Origin of the sequence: Stenotrophomonas maltophilia (genome assembly GCF_039555535.1) — a bacterium.
Lineage (GTDB): Bacteria > Pseudomonadota > Gammaproteobacteria > Xanthomonadales > Xanthomonadaceae > Stenotrophomonas > Stenotrophomonas maltophilia_Q.
Genome location: NZ_CP154630.1, coordinates 1,384,417 through 1,400,068, shown reverse-complemented (window position 1 = coordinate 1,400,068; position 15,652 = coordinate 1,384,417). Strand labels below are relative to the sequence as shown.

General features: G+C 68.2%; 16 protein-coding genes. 10 read left to right on the top strand and 6 right to left on the bottom strand.

The window, feature by feature from the left end:
• Positions 1 to 10: 10 nt before the first annotated feature.
• The 6 genes from AASM09_RS06500 (at position 11) to rnfB (ending at position 5,643) form a co-directional block, all read left to right on the top strand.
• Positions 11 to 1,081, top strand: a complete 1,071-nt coding sequence (locus AASM09_RS06500; RefSeq protein ID WP_049427713.1) for a serine hydrolase domain-containing protein — start codon at positions 11 to 13, stop codon at positions 1,079 to 1,081.
• Positions 1,078 to 1,482, top strand: coding sequence for an SMU1112c/YaeR family gloxylase I-like metalloprotein (gloA2, locus tag AASM09_RS06495; protein WP_049427711.1), 405 nt, complete (start codon positions 1,078 to 1,080; stop codon positions 1,480 to 1,482). Before AASM09_RS06500 ends, gloA2 begins: the two co-directional genes overlap by 4 nt.
• Before the next feature lie 428 nt (positions 1,483 to 1,910).
• A complete protein-coding gene (locus AASM09_RS06490) occupies positions 1,911 to 2,354 on the top strand; it encodes a DUF2147 domain-containing protein (protein WP_049426799.1) in 444 nt (147 codons plus the stop codon).
• Positions 2,355 to 2,456: 102 nt separating this feature from the next.
• Positions 2,457 to 4,538 (top strand): methionine--tRNA ligase, encoded by a 2,082-nt coding sequence (gene metG, locus AASM09_RS06485; RefSeq protein ID WP_049426798.1) that lies wholly within the window; start codon positions 2,457 to 2,459, stop codon positions 4,536 to 4,538.
• A gap of 76 nt (positions 4,539 to 4,614) precedes the next feature.
• On the top strand, positions 4,615 to 5,205 hold the full coding sequence (locus tag AASM09_RS06480; protein ID WP_049426797.1) for an HAD family hydrolase: 591 nt from the start codon (positions 4,615 to 4,617) through the stop codon (positions 5,203 to 5,205).
• 24 nt (positions 5,206 to 5,229) lie between these two features.
• Positions 5,230 to 5,643: an Rnf electron transport complex subunit RnfB gene (gene rnfB, locus AASM09_RS06475; protein ID WP_053091925.1), complete on the top strand. Its 414-nt coding sequence runs from the start codon at positions 5,230 to 5,232 to the stop codon at positions 5,641 to 5,643.
• Between the two features lie 157 nt (positions 5,644 to 5,800).
• Here the strand turns inward: rnfB and AASM09_RS06470 are convergent, their stop codons facing one another.
• The gene (locus AASM09_RS06470; RefSeq protein WP_049426796.1) at positions 5,801 to 6,148 is read right to left on the bottom strand and encodes a RidA family protein; all 348 of its coding nucleotides are present in this window, start codon (positions 6,146 to 6,148) and stop codon (positions 5,801 to 5,803) included.
• A gap of 192 nt (positions 6,149 to 6,340) precedes the next feature.
• On the opposite strand from AASM09_RS06470, the gene mprF reads away from it, so the two are divergent.
• Positions 6,341 to 8,905, top strand: coding sequence for a bifunctional lysylphosphatidylglycerol flippase/synthetase MprF (gene mprF, locus AASM09_RS06465; RefSeq protein WP_049426795.1), 2,565 nt, complete (start codon positions 6,341 to 6,343; stop codon positions 8,903 to 8,905).
• Between the two features lie 80 nt (positions 8,906 to 8,985).
• Here mprF and AASM09_RS06460 read toward each other — a convergent pair whose 3' ends face one another.
• From AASM09_RS06460 to AASM09_RS06445, 4 genes are all read right to left on the bottom strand, one after another.
• Positions 8,986 to 10,332 (bottom strand): virulence factor family protein, encoded by a 1,347-nt coding sequence (locus AASM09_RS06460; protein ID WP_275539616.1) that lies wholly within the window; start codon positions 10,330 to 10,332, stop codon positions 8,986 to 8,988.
• A 78-nt stretch (positions 10,333 to 10,410) separates the two neighbouring features.
• Positions 10,411 to 11,028 (bottom strand): DUF998 domain-containing protein, encoded by a 618-nt coding sequence (locus AASM09_RS06455; RefSeq protein ID WP_049426793.1) that lies wholly within the window; start codon positions 11,026 to 11,028, stop codon positions 10,411 to 10,413.
• Positions 11,025 to 11,198 (bottom strand): oxidoreductase-like domain-containing protein, encoded by a 174-nt coding sequence (locus AASM09_RS06450; protein WP_049402330.1) that lies wholly within the window; start codon positions 11,196 to 11,198, stop codon positions 11,025 to 11,027. Before AASM09_RS06450 ends, AASM09_RS06455 begins: the two co-directional genes overlap by 4 nt.
• Before the next feature lie 49 nt (positions 11,199 to 11,247).
• Positions 11,248 to 11,850, bottom strand: coding sequence for an HD domain-containing protein (locus tag AASM09_RS06445; protein ID WP_049426791.1), 603 nt, complete (start codon positions 11,848 to 11,850; stop codon positions 11,248 to 11,250).
• A 240-nt stretch (positions 11,851 to 12,090) separates the two neighbouring features.
• On the opposite strand from AASM09_RS06445, the gene AASM09_RS06440 reads away from it, so the two are divergent.
• Positions 12,091 to 13,242, top strand: a complete 1,152-nt coding sequence (locus tag AASM09_RS06440) for a transglutaminase-like domain-containing protein (RefSeq protein ID WP_049426790.1) — start codon at positions 12,091 to 12,093, stop codon at positions 13,240 to 13,242.
• A gap of 6 nt (positions 13,243 to 13,248) precedes the next feature.
• Here the strand turns inward: AASM09_RS06440 and AASM09_RS06435 are convergent, their stop codons facing one another.
• Positions 13,249 to 13,584: a zinc ribbon domain-containing protein YjdM gene (locus AASM09_RS06435; RefSeq protein ID WP_049426789.1), complete on the bottom strand. Its 336-nt coding sequence runs from the start codon at positions 13,582 to 13,584 to the stop codon at positions 13,249 to 13,251.
• 182 nt (positions 13,585 to 13,766) lie between these two features.
• Between AASM09_RS06435 and AASM09_RS06430 the strand changes: the two genes are divergently transcribed.
• Together AASM09_RS06430 and AASM09_RS06425 are read left to right on the top strand one after the other, a co-directional pair.
• Positions 13,767 to 15,128 (top strand): Hsp70 family protein, encoded by a 1,362-nt coding sequence (locus AASM09_RS06430; protein WP_049426788.1) that lies wholly within the window; start codon positions 13,767 to 13,769, stop codon positions 15,126 to 15,128.
• Positions 15,129 to 15,399: 271 nt separating this feature from the next.
• Complete coding sequence (locus AASM09_RS06425; protein WP_008268341.1) at positions 15,400 to 15,651, top strand: YkgJ family cysteine cluster protein; 252 nt, start codon at positions 15,400 to 15,402, stop codon at positions 15,649 to 15,651.
• Position 15,652: the final 1 nt, after the last annotated feature.

Genomic DNA, 15,652 nt, shown 5'->3' with positions numbered 1-15,652 from the left:
CGGAGCCGCCATGCGCCCTGCCGTCGTCCTGTTCGCCGTCGTGCTGGGCCTGCTGCCGCTGGCCACCTCCCCCGCACCGGTGCTGACCCCACCGGATGCGGGTATCGACGGCCTGATGCAGGCCTACGATGGCCAGGTACCCGGCGCCGCAGTGCTGGTACTGCACGACGGGCAACCGGTGTTCCGTCGCGGCTATGGCCTGGCGGTGGTGGAAGACGGTACTGCCGTGACCGCCGCCAGCAACTTCCGGCTGGCCTCGGTCAGCAAGCAGTTCACCGCTGCGGCGGTGCTGCTGCTGGTGGAAGACGGCCGGCTCGGGCTGGACCAGCCGGCGCGGCGCTGGCTTCCGGAACTGCCGCAGGCCGCAGCGGCCATTACCCTGCGCCAGCTGCTGTCGCACACCAGCGGCCTGCTCGACTACGAAGACCTGATGGACCCGGCGGACACACGGCAGGTACACGATGCCGATGTGCTGGCCCTGCTGTCGCGCGAGAACCGCCTGAACTTCGCACCCGGTACGCAGTACCGCTACAGCAACAGCGGATATGCACTGCTGGCACTGATCGTGGGGCGCGCTTCCGGCCAGGATTTCGCCGCCTTCCTGCAGCGGCGCATCTTCGCGCCGCTGGGCATGGCCCACACCGTGGCCCACCAGGACGGTATTGATACGGTGGCCGCACGTGCCTATGGCTACAGCTGGATCGACGGCCGCTGGCAGCGCACCGACCAGAGCACCACCAGCGCCGTGCTCGGCGACGGCGGCATCTATTCCTCGCTGGACGATCTCGCCCGCTGGGATGCCGCGCTGTATGACGACCGCCTGCTGTCGAAGGCATCGCGTCGCGCGATGTTCAGCCCGGCCACGACCACATCGGAACCGGACGTGCCGCATTACGGCTTCGGCTGGCGCCTGAACGGCCCGGTGCAATGGCACAGCGGCGAGAGCATCGGCTTCCGCAACGTGATCGTGCGCCACCCGGAAAAGCACCTGACCGTGATCGTGCTGACCAACCGCAACGACCCCGAACCCTATCCGCTGGCGCTGAAGATTGCCCAGCGCTGGCTGGACACCCTGCAATGACTGCCGCTTCCGACGCCCTGCTGGGCATCCACCACGCCGCACTGATCTGCAGCGACTACGCGCGTTCGAAGGACTTCTACGTACGGATCCTCGGCCTGCGCGTACTGGCCGAGAACCACCGCGCCGCGCGCGACTCCTGGAAGCTGGACCTCGCGCTGCCCGATGGCAGCCAGCTGGAGTTGTTCTCCTTCCCCGCGCCGCCGCCCCGGCCCAGCCGCCCCGAAGCCCAGGGCCTGCGCCACCTCGCGTTCCGGGTCGCCGCGCTGGAGCCGTTCATCGAACGCCTGGCCAGCCACGGCGTGGACTGCGAACCGATCCGCGTGGACGAATACACCGGCCGCCGCTTCACCTTCTTCGCCGATCCGGATGGTCTGCCGCTGGAGCTGTACGAAGTCGATTGACGCCCCCGGGGGTCAGAACCCTTTTCCGACGGAAAAGGGATCTGACCCCGCCGCCGCCACCGGAAACGCCATCCACGCATGGCGTGGATCTACGTGTCGACCAAGGTCGACACCCACCAAGAGCAGGCCGAGCCATTCCGACAGATTGCGGAGACCTGTCGAAGGCGGGGCACTGTGGGTTTGCGGGGTGTGAGCCGCATGGATGCGGCGACCAAGCCCCCAGGGACGGGTTTACGGCGGCCCCGCAAACCCACAGTGCCCCGCCATCCCCCAGCAAGTCCGCTTTTGCTGTTGCTTCGGCTGTTGCCGTTGCCTCTGCGGGTGCAGGGCGCAGCCCTGCAAAGCCCCCCCCTTCCCCATACCCCGCCGAATGGGTATACAGTCGACCCGTACCGGCATCGTGCCGGAATGAACCCTGGGAGGGGACCATGCGCAAGACCTTCAAGACCCTGCTGCTGGCATTGCCGCTGTGCCTGGCCGCGCTCTCGGCGCAGGCCGCCGATGGCGCCGCCGGCCGCTGGAAGACCATCGACGACAAGACCGGCAAGGTGAAGTCGATCGTCGAGATCACCCAGGCCGCCAACGGCACCCTGACCGGCAAGGTGGTCGACATCCTGCACTCGGACAAGGGCCCGAACCCGGTCTGTGACGGCTGTGAAGGCGCCAACAAGAACAAGCCGGTGAAGGGCATGACCATCCTCTGGAACTTGAAGGCCGACGGCGCCAACAAGTGGTCCGGCGGCACCATCCTCGATCCGGCCAATGGCAAGACCTACAAGTCGAAGATGGAATTGCAGCCCGGCGGCACCAGGCTTGACGTGTCCGGCTGCATCGCCTTCATCTGCCGCGCGCAGACCTGGCAGCGCGAATAAGCGCCCCGGCCCCCGCTTCATCCCCGTGACCCGGCCCCGGCCGGGTCACCTCGTTGCGGGCATGCGATACTCTGCGGTTCCCCTCGGCTTCACCCCGCGACCATGACCCGTACCGCGCTCGTCACCACCGCCCTGCCCTACGCCAACGGCCCGCTGCACCTGGGCCATCTGGTCGGCTACATCCAGGCCGACATCTGGGTGCGTGCGCGGCGAATGAGCGGCGGCAAGGCCTGGTTCGTCTGCGCCGACGACACCCACGGCACGCCGATCATGCTGGCTGCGGAAAAGGCCGGGGTCACCCCGGAAACCTTCATCGCCAACATCCAGGCCAGCCACGAACGTGACTTCGCCGCGTTCGGCGTCGCCTTCGACCATTACGACTCGACCAATTCGGCGGCCAACAAGGCGCTGACCGAGCAGTTCTACCTGAAGCTGGAAGCGGCCGGCCACATCAGCCGTCGTTCGGTGGCGCAGTTCTACGACCCGGCCAAGGGCATGTTCCTGCCCGACCGCTACGTCAAGGGCATCTGCCCGAACTGCGGCAGCCCCGACCAGTACGGCGACAACTGCGAAGTGTGCGGCGCCACCTATGCGCCGACCGACCTGAAGGAGCCGCGTTCGGTGATCTCCGGTGCCACGCCGGAAATGCGCGATTCGGAGCACTTCTTCTTCGAGGTGGGCCACTTCGACGCGTTCCTGCGCGAATGGCTGGCCGGCGACGTCGCCCTGCCGGGCGTGAAGGCCAAGCTCGGAGAATGGCTCAATGCCGAAGGTGGCCTGCGCGCGTGGGACATCTCGCGCGATGCGCCGTACTTCGGCTTCCAGATTCCCGGCCAGCCGGGCAAGTACTTCTATGTCTGGCTGGACGCGCCGATCGGCTACCTGTCCAGCTTCCAGACCCTGTGCGGCAGGCTCGGCGAGGACTTCGAAGCGCACCTGCGCGCCGGTACCAGCACCGAGCTGCACCACTTCATCGGCAAGGACATCGTCAACTTCCACGGCCTGTTCTGGCCGGCGGTGCTGCACGGCACCGGCCACCGCGCGCCGACCCGCCTGCACGTCAACGGCTACCTGACCGTGGACGGCGCCAAGATGAGCAAGTCGCGCGGCACCTTCGTGATGGCGCGCACCTTCCTCGACGCCGGGCTGGAACCGGAAGCGCTGCGTTACTACTACGCCGCCAAGTCCGGCGGTGGCGTCGACGATCTCGACCTGAACCTGGGTGACTTCATCGCCCGCGTCAACGCCGACCTGGTCGGCAAGTTCGTCAACCTGGCCAGCCGCTGCGCCGGCTTCATCAGCAAGCGCTTCGACGGCCAGCTGGCCGCGCAGCTCCCCGATGCGGCGCAGTACCAGCGCTTCGTCGACGGTCTGGCGCCGATCCGTGAAGCCTACGAGCGCAATGACCCGGCTGCAGCGATCCGCCTGACCATGACCCTGGCCGACGAAGCCAACCGCTACATCGACGACGTCAAGCCGTGGGTGATCGCCAAGCAGGAAGGCGCCGACGCGCAGCTGCAAGCGGTGTGCAGTCAGGGCCTGAATCTGTTCCGCGTGCTGGTCACCGCGCTGAAACCGGTGCTGCCGGCCACCGCCGCGCAGGCCGAGGCCTTCCTGGCCGCGCCGGTGAACGACTGGACCGAACTGGCGCAGCCGCTGCTGGGCCACCGCATCACCGACTACACCCCGCTGTTCACCCGTATCGACCCGAAGAAGATTGACGCCATGATCGACGCCTCCAAGGACACCCTGCAGCCGGCCGCTGCCGCCGCCCCCGCCGCCAAGACCGAAGCGGTCAAGCCGGCCGCACCGGCACCGGCCAAGGAAGAAGCCAAGGGCGCCGACGCCCCGACCTACATCGGCATCGACGATTTCGCCAAGCTCGACCTGCGCATCGGCAAGGTGCTGGTCTGCGAGTTCGTGGACGGTTCGGACAAGCTGCTGCGCTTCGAACTGGATGCCGGTGAACTGGGCAAGCGCCAGATCTTCTCCGGCATCCGTGGCAGCTACGGCGAGCCGGAGAAGCTGGTCGGCCGCAGCGTGGTGTTCATCGCCAACCTGGCCCCGCGCAAGATGCGCTTCGGCCTGAGCGAAGGCATGATCCTGTCGGCCGGTTTCGACGGTGGCGCGCTGGCGCTGCTGGACGCCGACAGCGGCGCACAGCCGGGCATGCCGGTCCGCTGAAGCCTGCAGCGGGCGTGGTTGCGGCCGCGCCCGCCGGCGGCACCGGCCACGGGGCAACGCGATGGGAGGCAACGGAATGGAACTGGCGCTGTTCGACTTCGACCACACCGTGACCACCTGCGATACCTACGGCCGTTTCCTGCGCCGCGTGGCCACCGCCGAACAACTGGCGCAGGCGTGGTGGAAGGTCGGCCCGTGGCTGCTCGCGTACAAGCTGAAGCTGATCTCGGCCGAACGCATCCGCGCGCGCGTCACCCGCCTGACCTTCAGCGACCGCCACAGTGACGACATCGCCACCCTGGCCGCCGGCTTCTCGCGCGAATTCCTGCCCGACGTGGTGCGCCCGGAAATGCTGGAGCAGATCCGCTGGCACAAGGAACAGCAGCACACCGTGGTCATCGTGTCCGGCTCGCTGGACCTGTACCTGCGGCCGTGGTGCGAGCAGCTGGGCCTGCAGTTGATCTGCAACCGGCTGGAAAGCCAGGACGGCCGCCTGACCGGTCGCTATGCCGGTGGCGACTGCGGCCCACGCAAGGTCGAGCACATCCGTCGCCAGTTCGATCTGTCGCGCTACGTGCGCATCCATGCCTACGGTGACAGTTCCGAAGACAAGCCGATGCTGGCGCTGGCCCACGAGCGCTGGTTCCGCGGCAAACCCCTGAAGTAACCCAACGCGCAGCCTTCGCCACGCATGAGCCTGATCCCGCCCCTGACCGAACGCCTCGACCGCCTGCTGCCACAGACCCAATGCGGGCAATGCGGCTACGACGGTTGCCGCCCGTATGCGCAGGCGATGGCGCGTGGCGAGGCAGGCGTGGACCGCTGCCCACCGGGTGGCGATGCCGGTGCACGCGCGCTGGCCCAGGTGTTGGGCATACCGGCGATTCCATTCGATCGCTCGCGCGGCGAGCACAAGGCGCCGCAGGTGGCGTTGATCGTGGAAGCCGACTGCATCGGTTGCACCAAGTGCATCCAGGCCTGCCCGGTGGACGCCATCGTCGGCGGCGCCAAGTATATGCACACGGTGATCGCCGACCTGTGCACCGGCTGCGAGCTGTGCATCCCGCCTTGCCCGGTGGACTGCATCGAGCTGGTACCAGCGTAGCCACCGGACCAACCGGCGGAGCGGCGGAGCGGCGGGGTAGAGTCGACTGTTAGTCGACTGCTCTTCGTTCCGGCGGCGCAAAACCCCGCGCTGCGCGCGACAGTCGACCAACAGTCGACTCTACCCCCTCCTCCACTGCTGGGAGGTGACCCTGCCGTTACGGCACTGCCGCCGTCACTACGATCTCGACCTTCCACTCGGCGTGGGCCAGCTTGGCCTCGACCGTGGCGCGCGCCGGGGTCGCACCCTCCACCACCCACTCATCCCATGCCTTGTTCATGCCGTCGAAGTCGGCCATGTCGGCCAGGAACACTTCGGCGCGCAGCACATGCTGGCGATCACTGGCCACCAGCGCCAGCAGCTTGTCGATCTCCGCCAGCACCTGCCGGGTCTGCCCGGTGATGTCCTGGCTGGTGTCTTCCGGAATCTGGCCGGAGAGGTAGGCGACCTTGTTGTACACGGTCATTTCGGACATGCGCGGTCCGACGTCGTAACGCTCCATCATGGGCGTGGCTCCTGCGGGTGATCAGGCCTGCATTGTCCTCCAAACCGGTCAACGATGGGTGCAGGGCAGCCGTCCACGCACGCTCACTACCGGCTTCCGACAGCGGCGCTGGTCAAATGCCAGCGACAGGCGCACGATGCGCCACGGCTGCATTGACACCACCCTCGCCCTCCCTGACGCACGCTTGCGCCGATGACCGAAACCACCGCTCCCGCCACCGCTCCCTCCACCCCGGCATGGAAGCGGGTCCTCACCATCGTTGTCCCGCTGCTGATCCTTGCGCTGGCGCTGCACGGCCTGGCCAACGAGTTCGATGAGAACGGCTACCGCGCCATCCGCCATGCCTTCCACCAGCTCAGTGGCACGCAGATCGCGCTTACTGTCGTGCTGGGCCTGGCCAGCTATGCCTGCCTGATCGGTTTTGATGCCATCGGCCTGCGCCGCAGCGGTATCCACGTGCATCCGGCGCGCATCGGCATTACGGCGTTCCTGGCGCACACGCTCGGCCAGACCGTGGGCTTTGCCGCGCTCACCGGCGGTGCGGTGCGCCTGCGCGGCTACCGCACCGCCGGCCTGGACCTGGCGCAGATCGGCCAGGTCGTGCTGATGAGCACGCTCGGCTTCGTATTCGGCGCCTGGCTGCTGATCAGCGTGGCGCTGTGCATGGAACCGGCGGCCGCGGCACTTGCACTGCCACTGGACCCGGATGCGGTGCGCGTGGTCGGCATCGTCGCGCTGCTGGCCTATGCGGCCACCCTGCTGCTGGTCGGCCGCGATGGGCGTCAGTTCAGCGTGTTCGGCCATGCGCTGTGGCTGCCCGACCGCCGCACCATGATCGGCGTCACCGTGCTCAGCGTGATCGAACTGGTGCTGGCCAGCGCCGCGTTCTACGTACTGCTGCCGGACTCGACGCCGACCGGCCTGCCCGGCTTCGTTGGCCTGTACCTGGTCGCGGTGCTGGCCGGACTGGTTTCGACCGTGCCCGCCGGACTCGGCGTGTTCGAATGGAGCCTGCTGAAGCTGCTGCCACAGGTCGCACCGGCTGCGGTGCTGGCTGCGGCGTTGATCTACCGCGTCACTTACTACGTGCTGCCGCTGCTGTTGGCAACCCTGCTCGCGCTGGCTCCGGCGCTGCGGCAACCGCTGCAGGCCAGTGCCGGTGCAACCCGTGCCGGCTGGAACGCATTGCGGCCGTGGCTTCCGCAGATCATCGCGCTGGCAGTGTTCAGCATCGGTGCTGCACTGGTCATCGACGGCACGTTGCCCACGCCGCGCCGCCACCTGGTCAACGCATCACTGCCGATCCTGGAGACGTCCCATCTGATCGGCAGCCTCAGCGGCGTCGCCCTGTTGCTGATCGGCCAGGGCCTGGCCCGGCGCAGCCATGCCGCATGGATGCTGGCGATGGCCGTGTGCGTGATCACCCCATTGCCGCTGTGGCTGCGCGGTGGCCAACCGTTGATCGCGGTGTCCGCGCTGCTGGTGGCGATGGCGCTGTGGGCCGCACGCCGCGAGTTCTATCGCCAGGGCGCGCTGCTGGATGAAGCCTGGTCGTGGCCATGGCTGCGCAACCTCGGCCTGGTACTGGTGGCAGTCACCTGGCTGTTGTTCTTCACCTACAGCCATGTCGAATACCAGAACGAGCTGTGGTGGCAGTTTGCGATATCCGGCAACGCACCGCGCGCACTGCGTGCGCTGCTGGTGGTGGCCATCGCACTGGTGATGTTCGGGCTGGCCCGGCTGCTGCACAGCACCCGCAGCCCGCTGCCACCGGCCGACGAATCCACGTTGCAGTCACTGGCCCCGGTCCTGGCCGGTGCCACCGACACCCAGGCCTGCCTGGTGCTGACCGCCGACAAGGCGGTGCTGCGCGATGACGCGAAGCAGGGCTTCGTGATGATGCAGCGCTACGGCGGATCGCTGATCGCGATGGGCGATCCGGTCGGCCCGCCCGAGGTCGCGCGCGCGCTGATCTGGCGCTTCCGCGAGGAAGCCGACCGGCTCGGCCTGCGCCCCGTGTTCTACCAGATCGGCGAGACCTACTGGCAGACCTATCTCGACCTGGGCCTGGGCCTGGTCAAGCTGGGCGAGGAAGCGATCGTGCCATTGCACGACTTCGGCCTGGAAGGCCGCGAACGCGCCGACCTGCGCCAGGCCTGGAACCGCGGCAAGCGCGGCGGCCTGTCGTTCCGCGTGGCACCGGTGGAAGAGGTTCCCAGCCTGCTTCCGCGCCTGCACGCGATCTCCAACGCGTGGCTGGAAGACAAGGCCGGCGACGAGAAGGGTTTCTCGCTGGGCAGCTACGATCCGGATTACCTGGCGCGCTTCCCGGTGGCACTGGTCGAAGCCGAGGGCCAGATCGTGGCATTCGCCAACCTGTGGCAGGCACCGGCCGGTGCCGAGCTGTCGGTGGACCTCATGCGCCACGTCAACGAGGCCCCGAAGGGCACGATGGACTTCCTGTTCATCGAGCTGTTCCTGTGGGGTCGTGCACAGGGCTATGCGCGTTTCTCGCTGGGCATGGCGCCCCTGTCCGGGCTGGCCCAGCACCGCCTGGCTGGGCGCTGGAACCGGCTGGCCGGCCTGCTGGCGCGGCATGGCGAACGCTTCTATGGATTCAGTGGCCTGCGCCGCTTCAAGTCGAAGTTCGACCCGCAGTGGCGACCGCGCTATCTGGCTGCGCCGGGCGGCATGCACCTGCCGGCGGCGCTGCTGGATGCCACGCGGCTGATCTCGCTGGACCCGAGGCGGAACTGACGCCCCGACCCGCCGGGCATGGCCCGGCGCAACCGGCTCGCTCTGGTGGGTGCGAACCGTTGGTTCGCACGCCCTCCGCTTTACGCGCCGCCCTTGAGGATCACTTCGGCCAGGCGGTCGTAATCACCATTGAAGTGATGGTCGCCCGGCAGCTTCACCTTCTGCACGCCGTCGTTGGCCGGCAGGCCGGGGCACAGCGCGTCGTCATCCTTGTCGCCATACACGCAGAGGGTCTTCGCCGCCGGCAGCTTCGCCACTTCCGGCGCGATCGGCAGGCCGTCGCCGCCCCCCCCCAGCCAGTTGCTGACATGGAATTCGAAGTCAGCCTTCCTGCCCACCGACAGCAGCACGATACGGTCCAGCGCGTCACGGGTGCCGGCATCAAGCTGGTTGACGGTGGCCGGCAGCACGTCGGCGCCCTGCGAGAAACCAATCAGCATCACCTTGTCGCGATGCCACTGCTGGCGGTAGTGATCGATGATCTTCTGCAGGTCAGTGGCGAAGCCCTTCGGCGTGCGCTCGCTCCAGAAGTAGCGCAGCGAGTCGATGCCGACCACGGCCACGCCATGCTCGTTGAGCGACGATGCCACGTCCTTGTCCAGGCCGGCCCAGCCGCCATCGCCGGAAACGAACACGGCCAGCGTGTCGCCATTACCGGCGGCAGGCACCTCCACCACGGGCAGGCCCTTCAGCGCGGCCGGAGGCGGTGCCAGGCTGACGCCCACCTGCGCGCCCATCACCCGCGCCGCCGCCACCAGGCCCGGTGAAGCATCGCCGCGTGCGGTGCGCTTGAACTCGCGTGCCATCGCCACCTGCTGCACGAAGCGGCTGGCCTCGCCAACCTTGCAGCCATGGTCGCCGGCGGCGCTCAGCCACGGGAAATTCAACTCGGCAGGCTGCAGCTTGTTGTGCTTCACACCGTCGCCGCAGACCATGCGCTCGTGGCTGTGCTCCGGGCAGAAGCCGGTGGTCAGCAGGCCAGCGAACACTTGGGTGTCGGCCTGTGCGGCCAGCGTGTAGGCCATCTCGGCGCCTTCGCCATCACCACCGACCAGCGGCAGGTGGTAGCCGGGCAGATGCAGGGAGGCCTGCAACCAGCGCGAGAAGTTCTCGACGTCGCCGGAACCGAACGAACAGGTCGGATCACCCTCGCGCTTGAGCACGCTGCGCAGGTGCGCGATGTCCACCGCAGCGACCATCGCGCCATCGGCACGCAGGGCCTCGATCGGAAGGCGGCTGGTATCACCACCGGCGGTGGGTTCATGGAACCAGATCACCACCCGCTGCGGCGTACCGGCCGGCATGTGTACCGGAATCTGCTCGAACCGCCCATGGCTGAACTGCTGCACGTTGGCCGCCGCCATTGCCGGCAGCGCTGCCAGCGCCAGAACCACACCCATTGCCCTGCCCAGCCCTGCACGCTTCATATCGCATCCCCGATGGAATGCGCACACGATACGCCGCCGCCGCGTGCACGGCACGTACCGGCGCAGGCCGTTGGGGATTCAGTGGGCCGCGGTACGGCGGCTGCGCCGGTACAGCGCCAGGGCCAGGTACAACAGCCAGCCCACGATCACGACGATCACCGCCTTCTGGCCCAGCCCGCGCGGCGGGCCGGCGCGCCACAACACGTGCAGCCACAGCAGTACGAACGCCAGCCAGGCCCAGCCCCAGAGCAGGCCGGCGGCGGATTGCCAGCCCGGTTCACGGCGCAGGTACCAGGCCTGCAGCAGCATGCCCACGCTGGCACACAGGAACGCGGTGTTGGCCGCCACCCCATGGATGAACGGTGCAAGCAGCGGAGTCGCTTCAGGCAACCAGCTGTCACCGATGGCGACCGTCGCCAGCCCCAGTGCAGAGACAGTGAACAACAGCGGCGCCGCCGCACTGCGCCGAGGGCCGATGCTGCCGCGATACAGCGCAATGCCGAGAACCGCGATGGCCAACGCCAGCAGGCAGTATGCAGCGCGCAGCGCCAACCCCCACGGCCCGTGCAGGTAGAGGCTGAGCGTGGCCCGCACCCAGTCCAGATCGCTGCGTGCGAACTGGGTCCACAGCGCGGTGGCGACGAACAGCAGCAACGCCACCAGTGCCAGCACTGCCGCCGGGCGTGCGCGGCTCATGGCGTTGCCTCCGGATGCCGTGCCTTCCATTCGGCCAGCGCCTTGCGATAGCGCTGCAGCTCATCGGCATACAGATCCAGCACGCACAGCGGACAACCGCTGCCACAGCACTCGTTGGGACCGGGCTCTTCGGGGGGCAGCGGGCGGGGATCGGGATCAGGGACGGACACAGTCGGAAGCGGCAATCGGTGGAAGCAGGCCCCAGTGTACCGGGCCGGCTCAGCGGGCCAGCTGCCGGCGCAGGTTTTCCCGCGCGGCCGCGTCCAGGCGCTGGTGGAAGAAGTCGCTGAGGAAGATGCGCGGCGCACGCAGCAGCCCCTGCAGGAAACGGCGACGCCCGGCGCGGTACAGGAAGCCCGGCACGACCCCCTTGTACTCTTCGGCCACGCCACGATCGTAAGCGGCGAACACCGGCTCGGGTGCGGCCAGGATCGCCATGTCGCAGTCCAGGAACAGGGCCGCCTCGGCATCAACGTCGTCTGGGCCCAGATCGCCATGGTGGGCGGTCAGCAGGATCAACTGCTCGACCCGCGCGGCGTCGACGCCGGCCAGTTCCGGGTCCCGTGCGATCGCCTGCAGGGCCAGCGCCGCCGAACGCACTTCGTTGTCCTTGCGCCCCGCCACATAGATCGCGTCGTGGTAGAGCACGGCCAGGTACACCTCGGCGGGCCCCTGCCAGCCCGGGCCGTCAGCCACGTCCTGGCAGTGCTGCAGCACCGCGCGTACGTGTCCGAAGTGGTGGTAGGCGCGGGGCGGCGTTGCGTAGCTGTCCTGCAGCGCCTGCCACTGCGCTGGAGCCAGCGTCAGCGGAGAGAAATCCATGCCCGGATCATCGCGCCTGCGCTGCCCTGCGGCAAGCTGGTTGTTTTTTCACCACGCGCTCACAACGCTTGCCCGGTGAGGCCTGGACGCGGTTGTCCACAGCTTTGTCGAGCGCTGGTCCACATCGGTTGTGGATGAAACGCCGTGCCGGCCACGCGCCGACCAACGGTCACTGCGGCGCGGCGCCGCCGGGTCTACACTCGCTGCAGGCGGGAGCGCCCGCCGCTGCCGGGAACTGTCATGTACCGCCCTGCCGCCCGCATCTTCGTCCTGGCCCTGGCCGCCTTGATGGCCGCGCCACTCTGCGCACAGGACCACCCGCGCACCGATGCAATCCCGCCCATCGGAAGCATCACCCCGGTGGAGATTCCCTCGCCGGAACAGGTCTTCGCGATTCCTCCTGCAATGCGCGCGATGCTGCAGGCGCAGGTGATGGACCGCAGTTCATCGCGCGAACAGCGGCTGCAGGCCCTGGTGGAAATGATCTTCGGCCGCCAGGGGCTGGACCTGCAGTACGACGCGAACGCGACCTACACCGTGGGCGAAGTCTGGCAGCAGCGCCGCGCCAACTGCCTCGCCTTCACGCTCATGTTCGTGGCACTGGCGCGTGAGGCTGGCATCCAGGCCCGCGTGCAGGAAGTCGGCCAGGTCGTGTCCTGGTACCAGGACCAGGACGCCGGCGTGGTCTACAGCGTGGGCCACGTCAACGCAGGCGTGGAGATCGCGGGGCGTTACGCCACGGTCGACCTCGATCGCAACGTGCTCTACGACCGCCACGGCCCGCAGCCGGTCAGCCGCGCGCGTGCACTGGCCCACTTCTACAACAATCGTGGTGCCGAACGCATGGCCGAAGGAGACCTCGTCGGCGCCCGCGCGTTCTTCGATGCCTCGGTCGTGCAGGACCGCGCGTTCCCCTCGGTCTGGAACAACCTGGGCGTGCTCGACAACCGCGAGGGCGACACCGATGCGGCGCGGCAGGCACTGGACCGCGCCCTGCGCCTGGACGGCCGCCAGGATGCAGCGCTGACCAATGCCAGCGCGCTGTATCGGCAGCTTGGGCTGGAGGCACAGGCCAAGGCCCTGGAGCGACGCCTGAAGTCGGTGCAGCGTGAGGACCCGTTCGCGCAGTACATGCTGGGCACGCAGGCCGAGCAGGCCGGAAGGCTGGCCGAAGCCATCCGCTACTACCGGCAGGCCGTGCGCCTCTATGACACCGCGCACCAGTTCCACTTCGGACTGGCGCGCGTGTATTTCCTGTCCGGCCAGCTCGAGCGCGCCGACCGTGAACTGACCCGCGCGCAGCTTCTGGGCGGTGCACCGGAGCAGGCACGCTACCAGGCCAAGCTGGACAGCCTGGCCCGCTGGCGCGCGCAGCAGCAGGCCAGGCGCTGAGACCGATCAGGCCTTCTTGAGGAAGCAGGTCTTCAGGACCAGGCCCTTGATCTTGTCCGAGTTGCCTTCGATGTGCTCGGCATCATCTTCGACCAGGCGGATGTTGCGGATCACGGTGCCCTGCTTGAGCGGGATCGAAGACCCCTTCACCTTCAGGTCCTTGATCACGGTGACGGTGTCCCCGGCCTGCAGGGTATTGCCGTTGCTGTCACGCACGATCAGGGTCGAACCGGCGCTTTCCTCGGCGGTCCATTCGAAACCGCAATCGGCGCAGATCCACAGCGCGCCATCGGCATAGGTGTTTTCCAGGGTGCACTGCGGGCAGGCGGGAACGGACGACATCGGCAAGTACCTCAAAGTGAATCAACAGCGGCCATTGTAACCGCCCGGTCCGGGGCCCCAGTTCCCTGGCAGATGCCCGGCCGCCGCCATGGCCGCAGCTGGAGCAGCCATGACGCTGGAACTTGCAGTCGGTCGCGAACTGCAGCAGAGTGCGCGGCCCCTGATCGCCCCCGGAACTCCCCATGCGCCTCGGCATCGACTTCGGTACCAGCAACTCCGCCGCCGCCATCGTGCATGAGGGGAAGCTGCTGCCGATCCGTTTCGGCGACGCCGAGCAGTTCCGCACCAGCGTGTACTTCCCTGGCGTGGTGCCCGACCCGGACGACTTCCAGCTCGATGACGGCCAGGAACACCAGCTGCAGCAGATGATCGACAGCGCCGCGCGTGCAGCCCGTGCCGCCGGCCAGGAACGCACGCCGCAGGCGCTGCGCCGTGAAGCCCTGCGCGCCCTGCGCCGTGAATGGATGGAGGCCCGCGCCGGCCAGGAACGCAGCGCCAGCGACCTGCTGCAGAACGCGGTCTACGGCGACGAAGCGCTGGAAGCCTATTTCGAGGAACACGAAGGCAACCTGGTGCAGAGCCCGAAGTCGATGCTCGGCTACAACCTGCACCCACGCGCCAAGCAGACCATCACCGGCATCGCCGCGCACATCCTCGAACACATCCGCCTGACCGCCAGCGCCCAGCTCGGCCAACCGCTGCGCTCGGCCCTGCTCGGGCGCCCGGTGCAGTTCCGCAGCTCGATCGGCGCGGCCGGCAACGACCAGGCGCTGGACATCCTGCGCGAGGCCGCCACCCAGGCCGGCTTCGACCAGATCGATTTCCTCGAAGAACCCGCCGCGGCGGCCATGCACTACCACGCCGAAAGCCGCGAGCGGCACCAGGCGGTGATCGTCGACATCGGCGGCGGAACCACCGATATCGCGCATGCCGAAGTCGGCGGGGACGATGCCCCGCGCATCCACCGTGCCTGGGGTATCGCCCGCGGCGGTACCGACATCGACCTGGCGCTGAGCCTGTCCAGCTACATGCCGCTGTTCGGCCGCGGCATCACCCGCGTGCCGGCCCACCACTATGTGGAAGCGGCCACTGTGCAGGACATGACCCGCCAGCGCGAGTTCCGCCTGCACAAGTACGACCATGTGGACGCACCGTGGGGCGACCGCCTGCAGGCGCTGCAGGACACCGGCAATACCGCCCGCCTGTACCGCGATGTCGAACGCGCCAAGATCGCCCTGAGCGCTGCCAGCGAGCACCGCAGCACGCTGGACTACATCGCCCGCGATCTGCATGCCGACAGCAGCGCCGACGGCCTGGCCGCCGCCGCCCATGGCTACCTTGAGCAGATCCGCGAACTGCTGGCCCAGGTCCGCAGCGACATCGGTGGCGATCCGGATGCGGTGTTCCTGACCGGCGGCATGTCCCGTGCAGGCTACCTGCGCCAGGCCGTGGCCGAGGCCTTCCCGGGCGCCCGCATGGTCCAGGGCGAGCCCTCGCTGGGCGTGGTCCAGGGTCTGGCACTGGCGGCAGCCAGCCAGGATTAACAAAACGTTACGCGGTCTAAGTTACTCTTGGTCGGCTAGATCCCAGCTGCACCTTCCACCGGCCACGCCGGTGTGTGTCCACGGTGCAGCCTGGCCCGCCCTGCGGGCCTAGCGGCCATGCCTTCCTGGCTCGTTCATGGTCCGCGTACTACCGGAGCCGCCATCGAGACCCGCTTTGGGCACCCGCCAGGCCCCTGAGGCCTTACAACCTGACGCAGCACCTGCACCCATCGACTGCCGCCGTTGTGACGCGGTCTGTTGCCGGTTGCCCGTGCTGCTGCAGCCCGGCGACCACGTGCCCGGCCAGTTCCTCTCGCGCGACGCGCACGGCCGTGCCGTGATGGCGCGCAACGAGGAAGGCTGGTGCGCGGCGATCGATCCCTATCACCTGCGCTGCACGATCTATTCGCAGCGCCCGGCGATCTGCCGCCAGTTTTCGATGGGCGGCGATGACTGCCGCCGCGAGCGGCAGGACTACCTGCGCCAGGCCGATGCCTGGGCGCTTTCCTCCCCTTCCACCTGAC

Coding starts and splice junctions, on each gene's coding strand:
- AASM09_RS06500 (WP_049427713.1), top strand. CDS start 11: ATGCGCCCTGCCGTCGTCCTGTTCGCCGTCGTGCTGGGCCTGCTGCCG.
- gloA2 (WP_049427711.1), top strand. CDS start 1,078: ATGACTGCCGCTTCCGACGCCCTGCTGGGCATCCACCACGCCGCACTG.
- AASM09_RS06490 (WP_049426799.1), top strand. CDS start 1,911: ATGCGCAAGACCTTCAAGACCCTGCTGCTGGCATTGCCGCTGTGCCTG.
- metG (WP_049426798.1), top strand. CDS start 2,457: ATGACCCGTACCGCGCTCGTCACCACCGCCCTGCCCTACGCCAACGGC.
- AASM09_RS06480 (WP_049426797.1), top strand. CDS start 4,615: ATGGAACTGGCGCTGTTCGACTTCGACCACACCGTGACCACCTGCGAT.
- rnfB (WP_053091925.1), top strand. CDS start 5,230: ATGAGCCTGATCCCGCCCCTGACCGAACGCCTCGACCGCCTGCTGCCA.
- AASM09_RS06470 (WP_049426796.1), bottom strand. CDS start 6,148: ATGATGGAGCGTTACGACGTCGGACCGCGCATGTCCGAAATGACCGTG.
- mprF (WP_049426795.1), top strand. CDS start 6,341: ATGACCGAAACCACCGCTCCCGCCACCGCTCCCTCCACCCCGGCATGG.
- AASM09_RS06460 (WP_275539616.1), bottom strand. CDS start 10,332: ATGAAGCGTGCAGGGCTGGGCAGGGCAATGGGTGTGGTTCTGGCGCTG.
- AASM09_RS06455 (WP_049426793.1), bottom strand. CDS start 11,028: ATGAGCCGCGCACGCCCGGCGGCAGTGCTGGCACTGGTGGCGTTGCTG.
- AASM09_RS06445 (WP_049426791.1), bottom strand. CDS start 11,850: ATGGATTTCTCTCCGCTGACGCTGGCTCCAGCGCAGTGGCAGGCGCTG.
- AASM09_RS06440 (WP_049426790.1), top strand. CDS start 12,091: ATGTACCGCCCTGCCGCCCGCATCTTCGTCCTGGCCCTGGCCGCCTTG.
- AASM09_RS06435 (WP_049426789.1), bottom strand. CDS start 13,584: ATGTCGTCCGTTCCCGCCTGCCCGCAGTGCACCCTGGAAAACACCTAT.
- AASM09_RS06430 (WP_049426788.1), top strand. CDS start 13,767: ATGCGCCTCGGCATCGACTTCGGTACCAGCAACTCCGCCGCCGCCATC.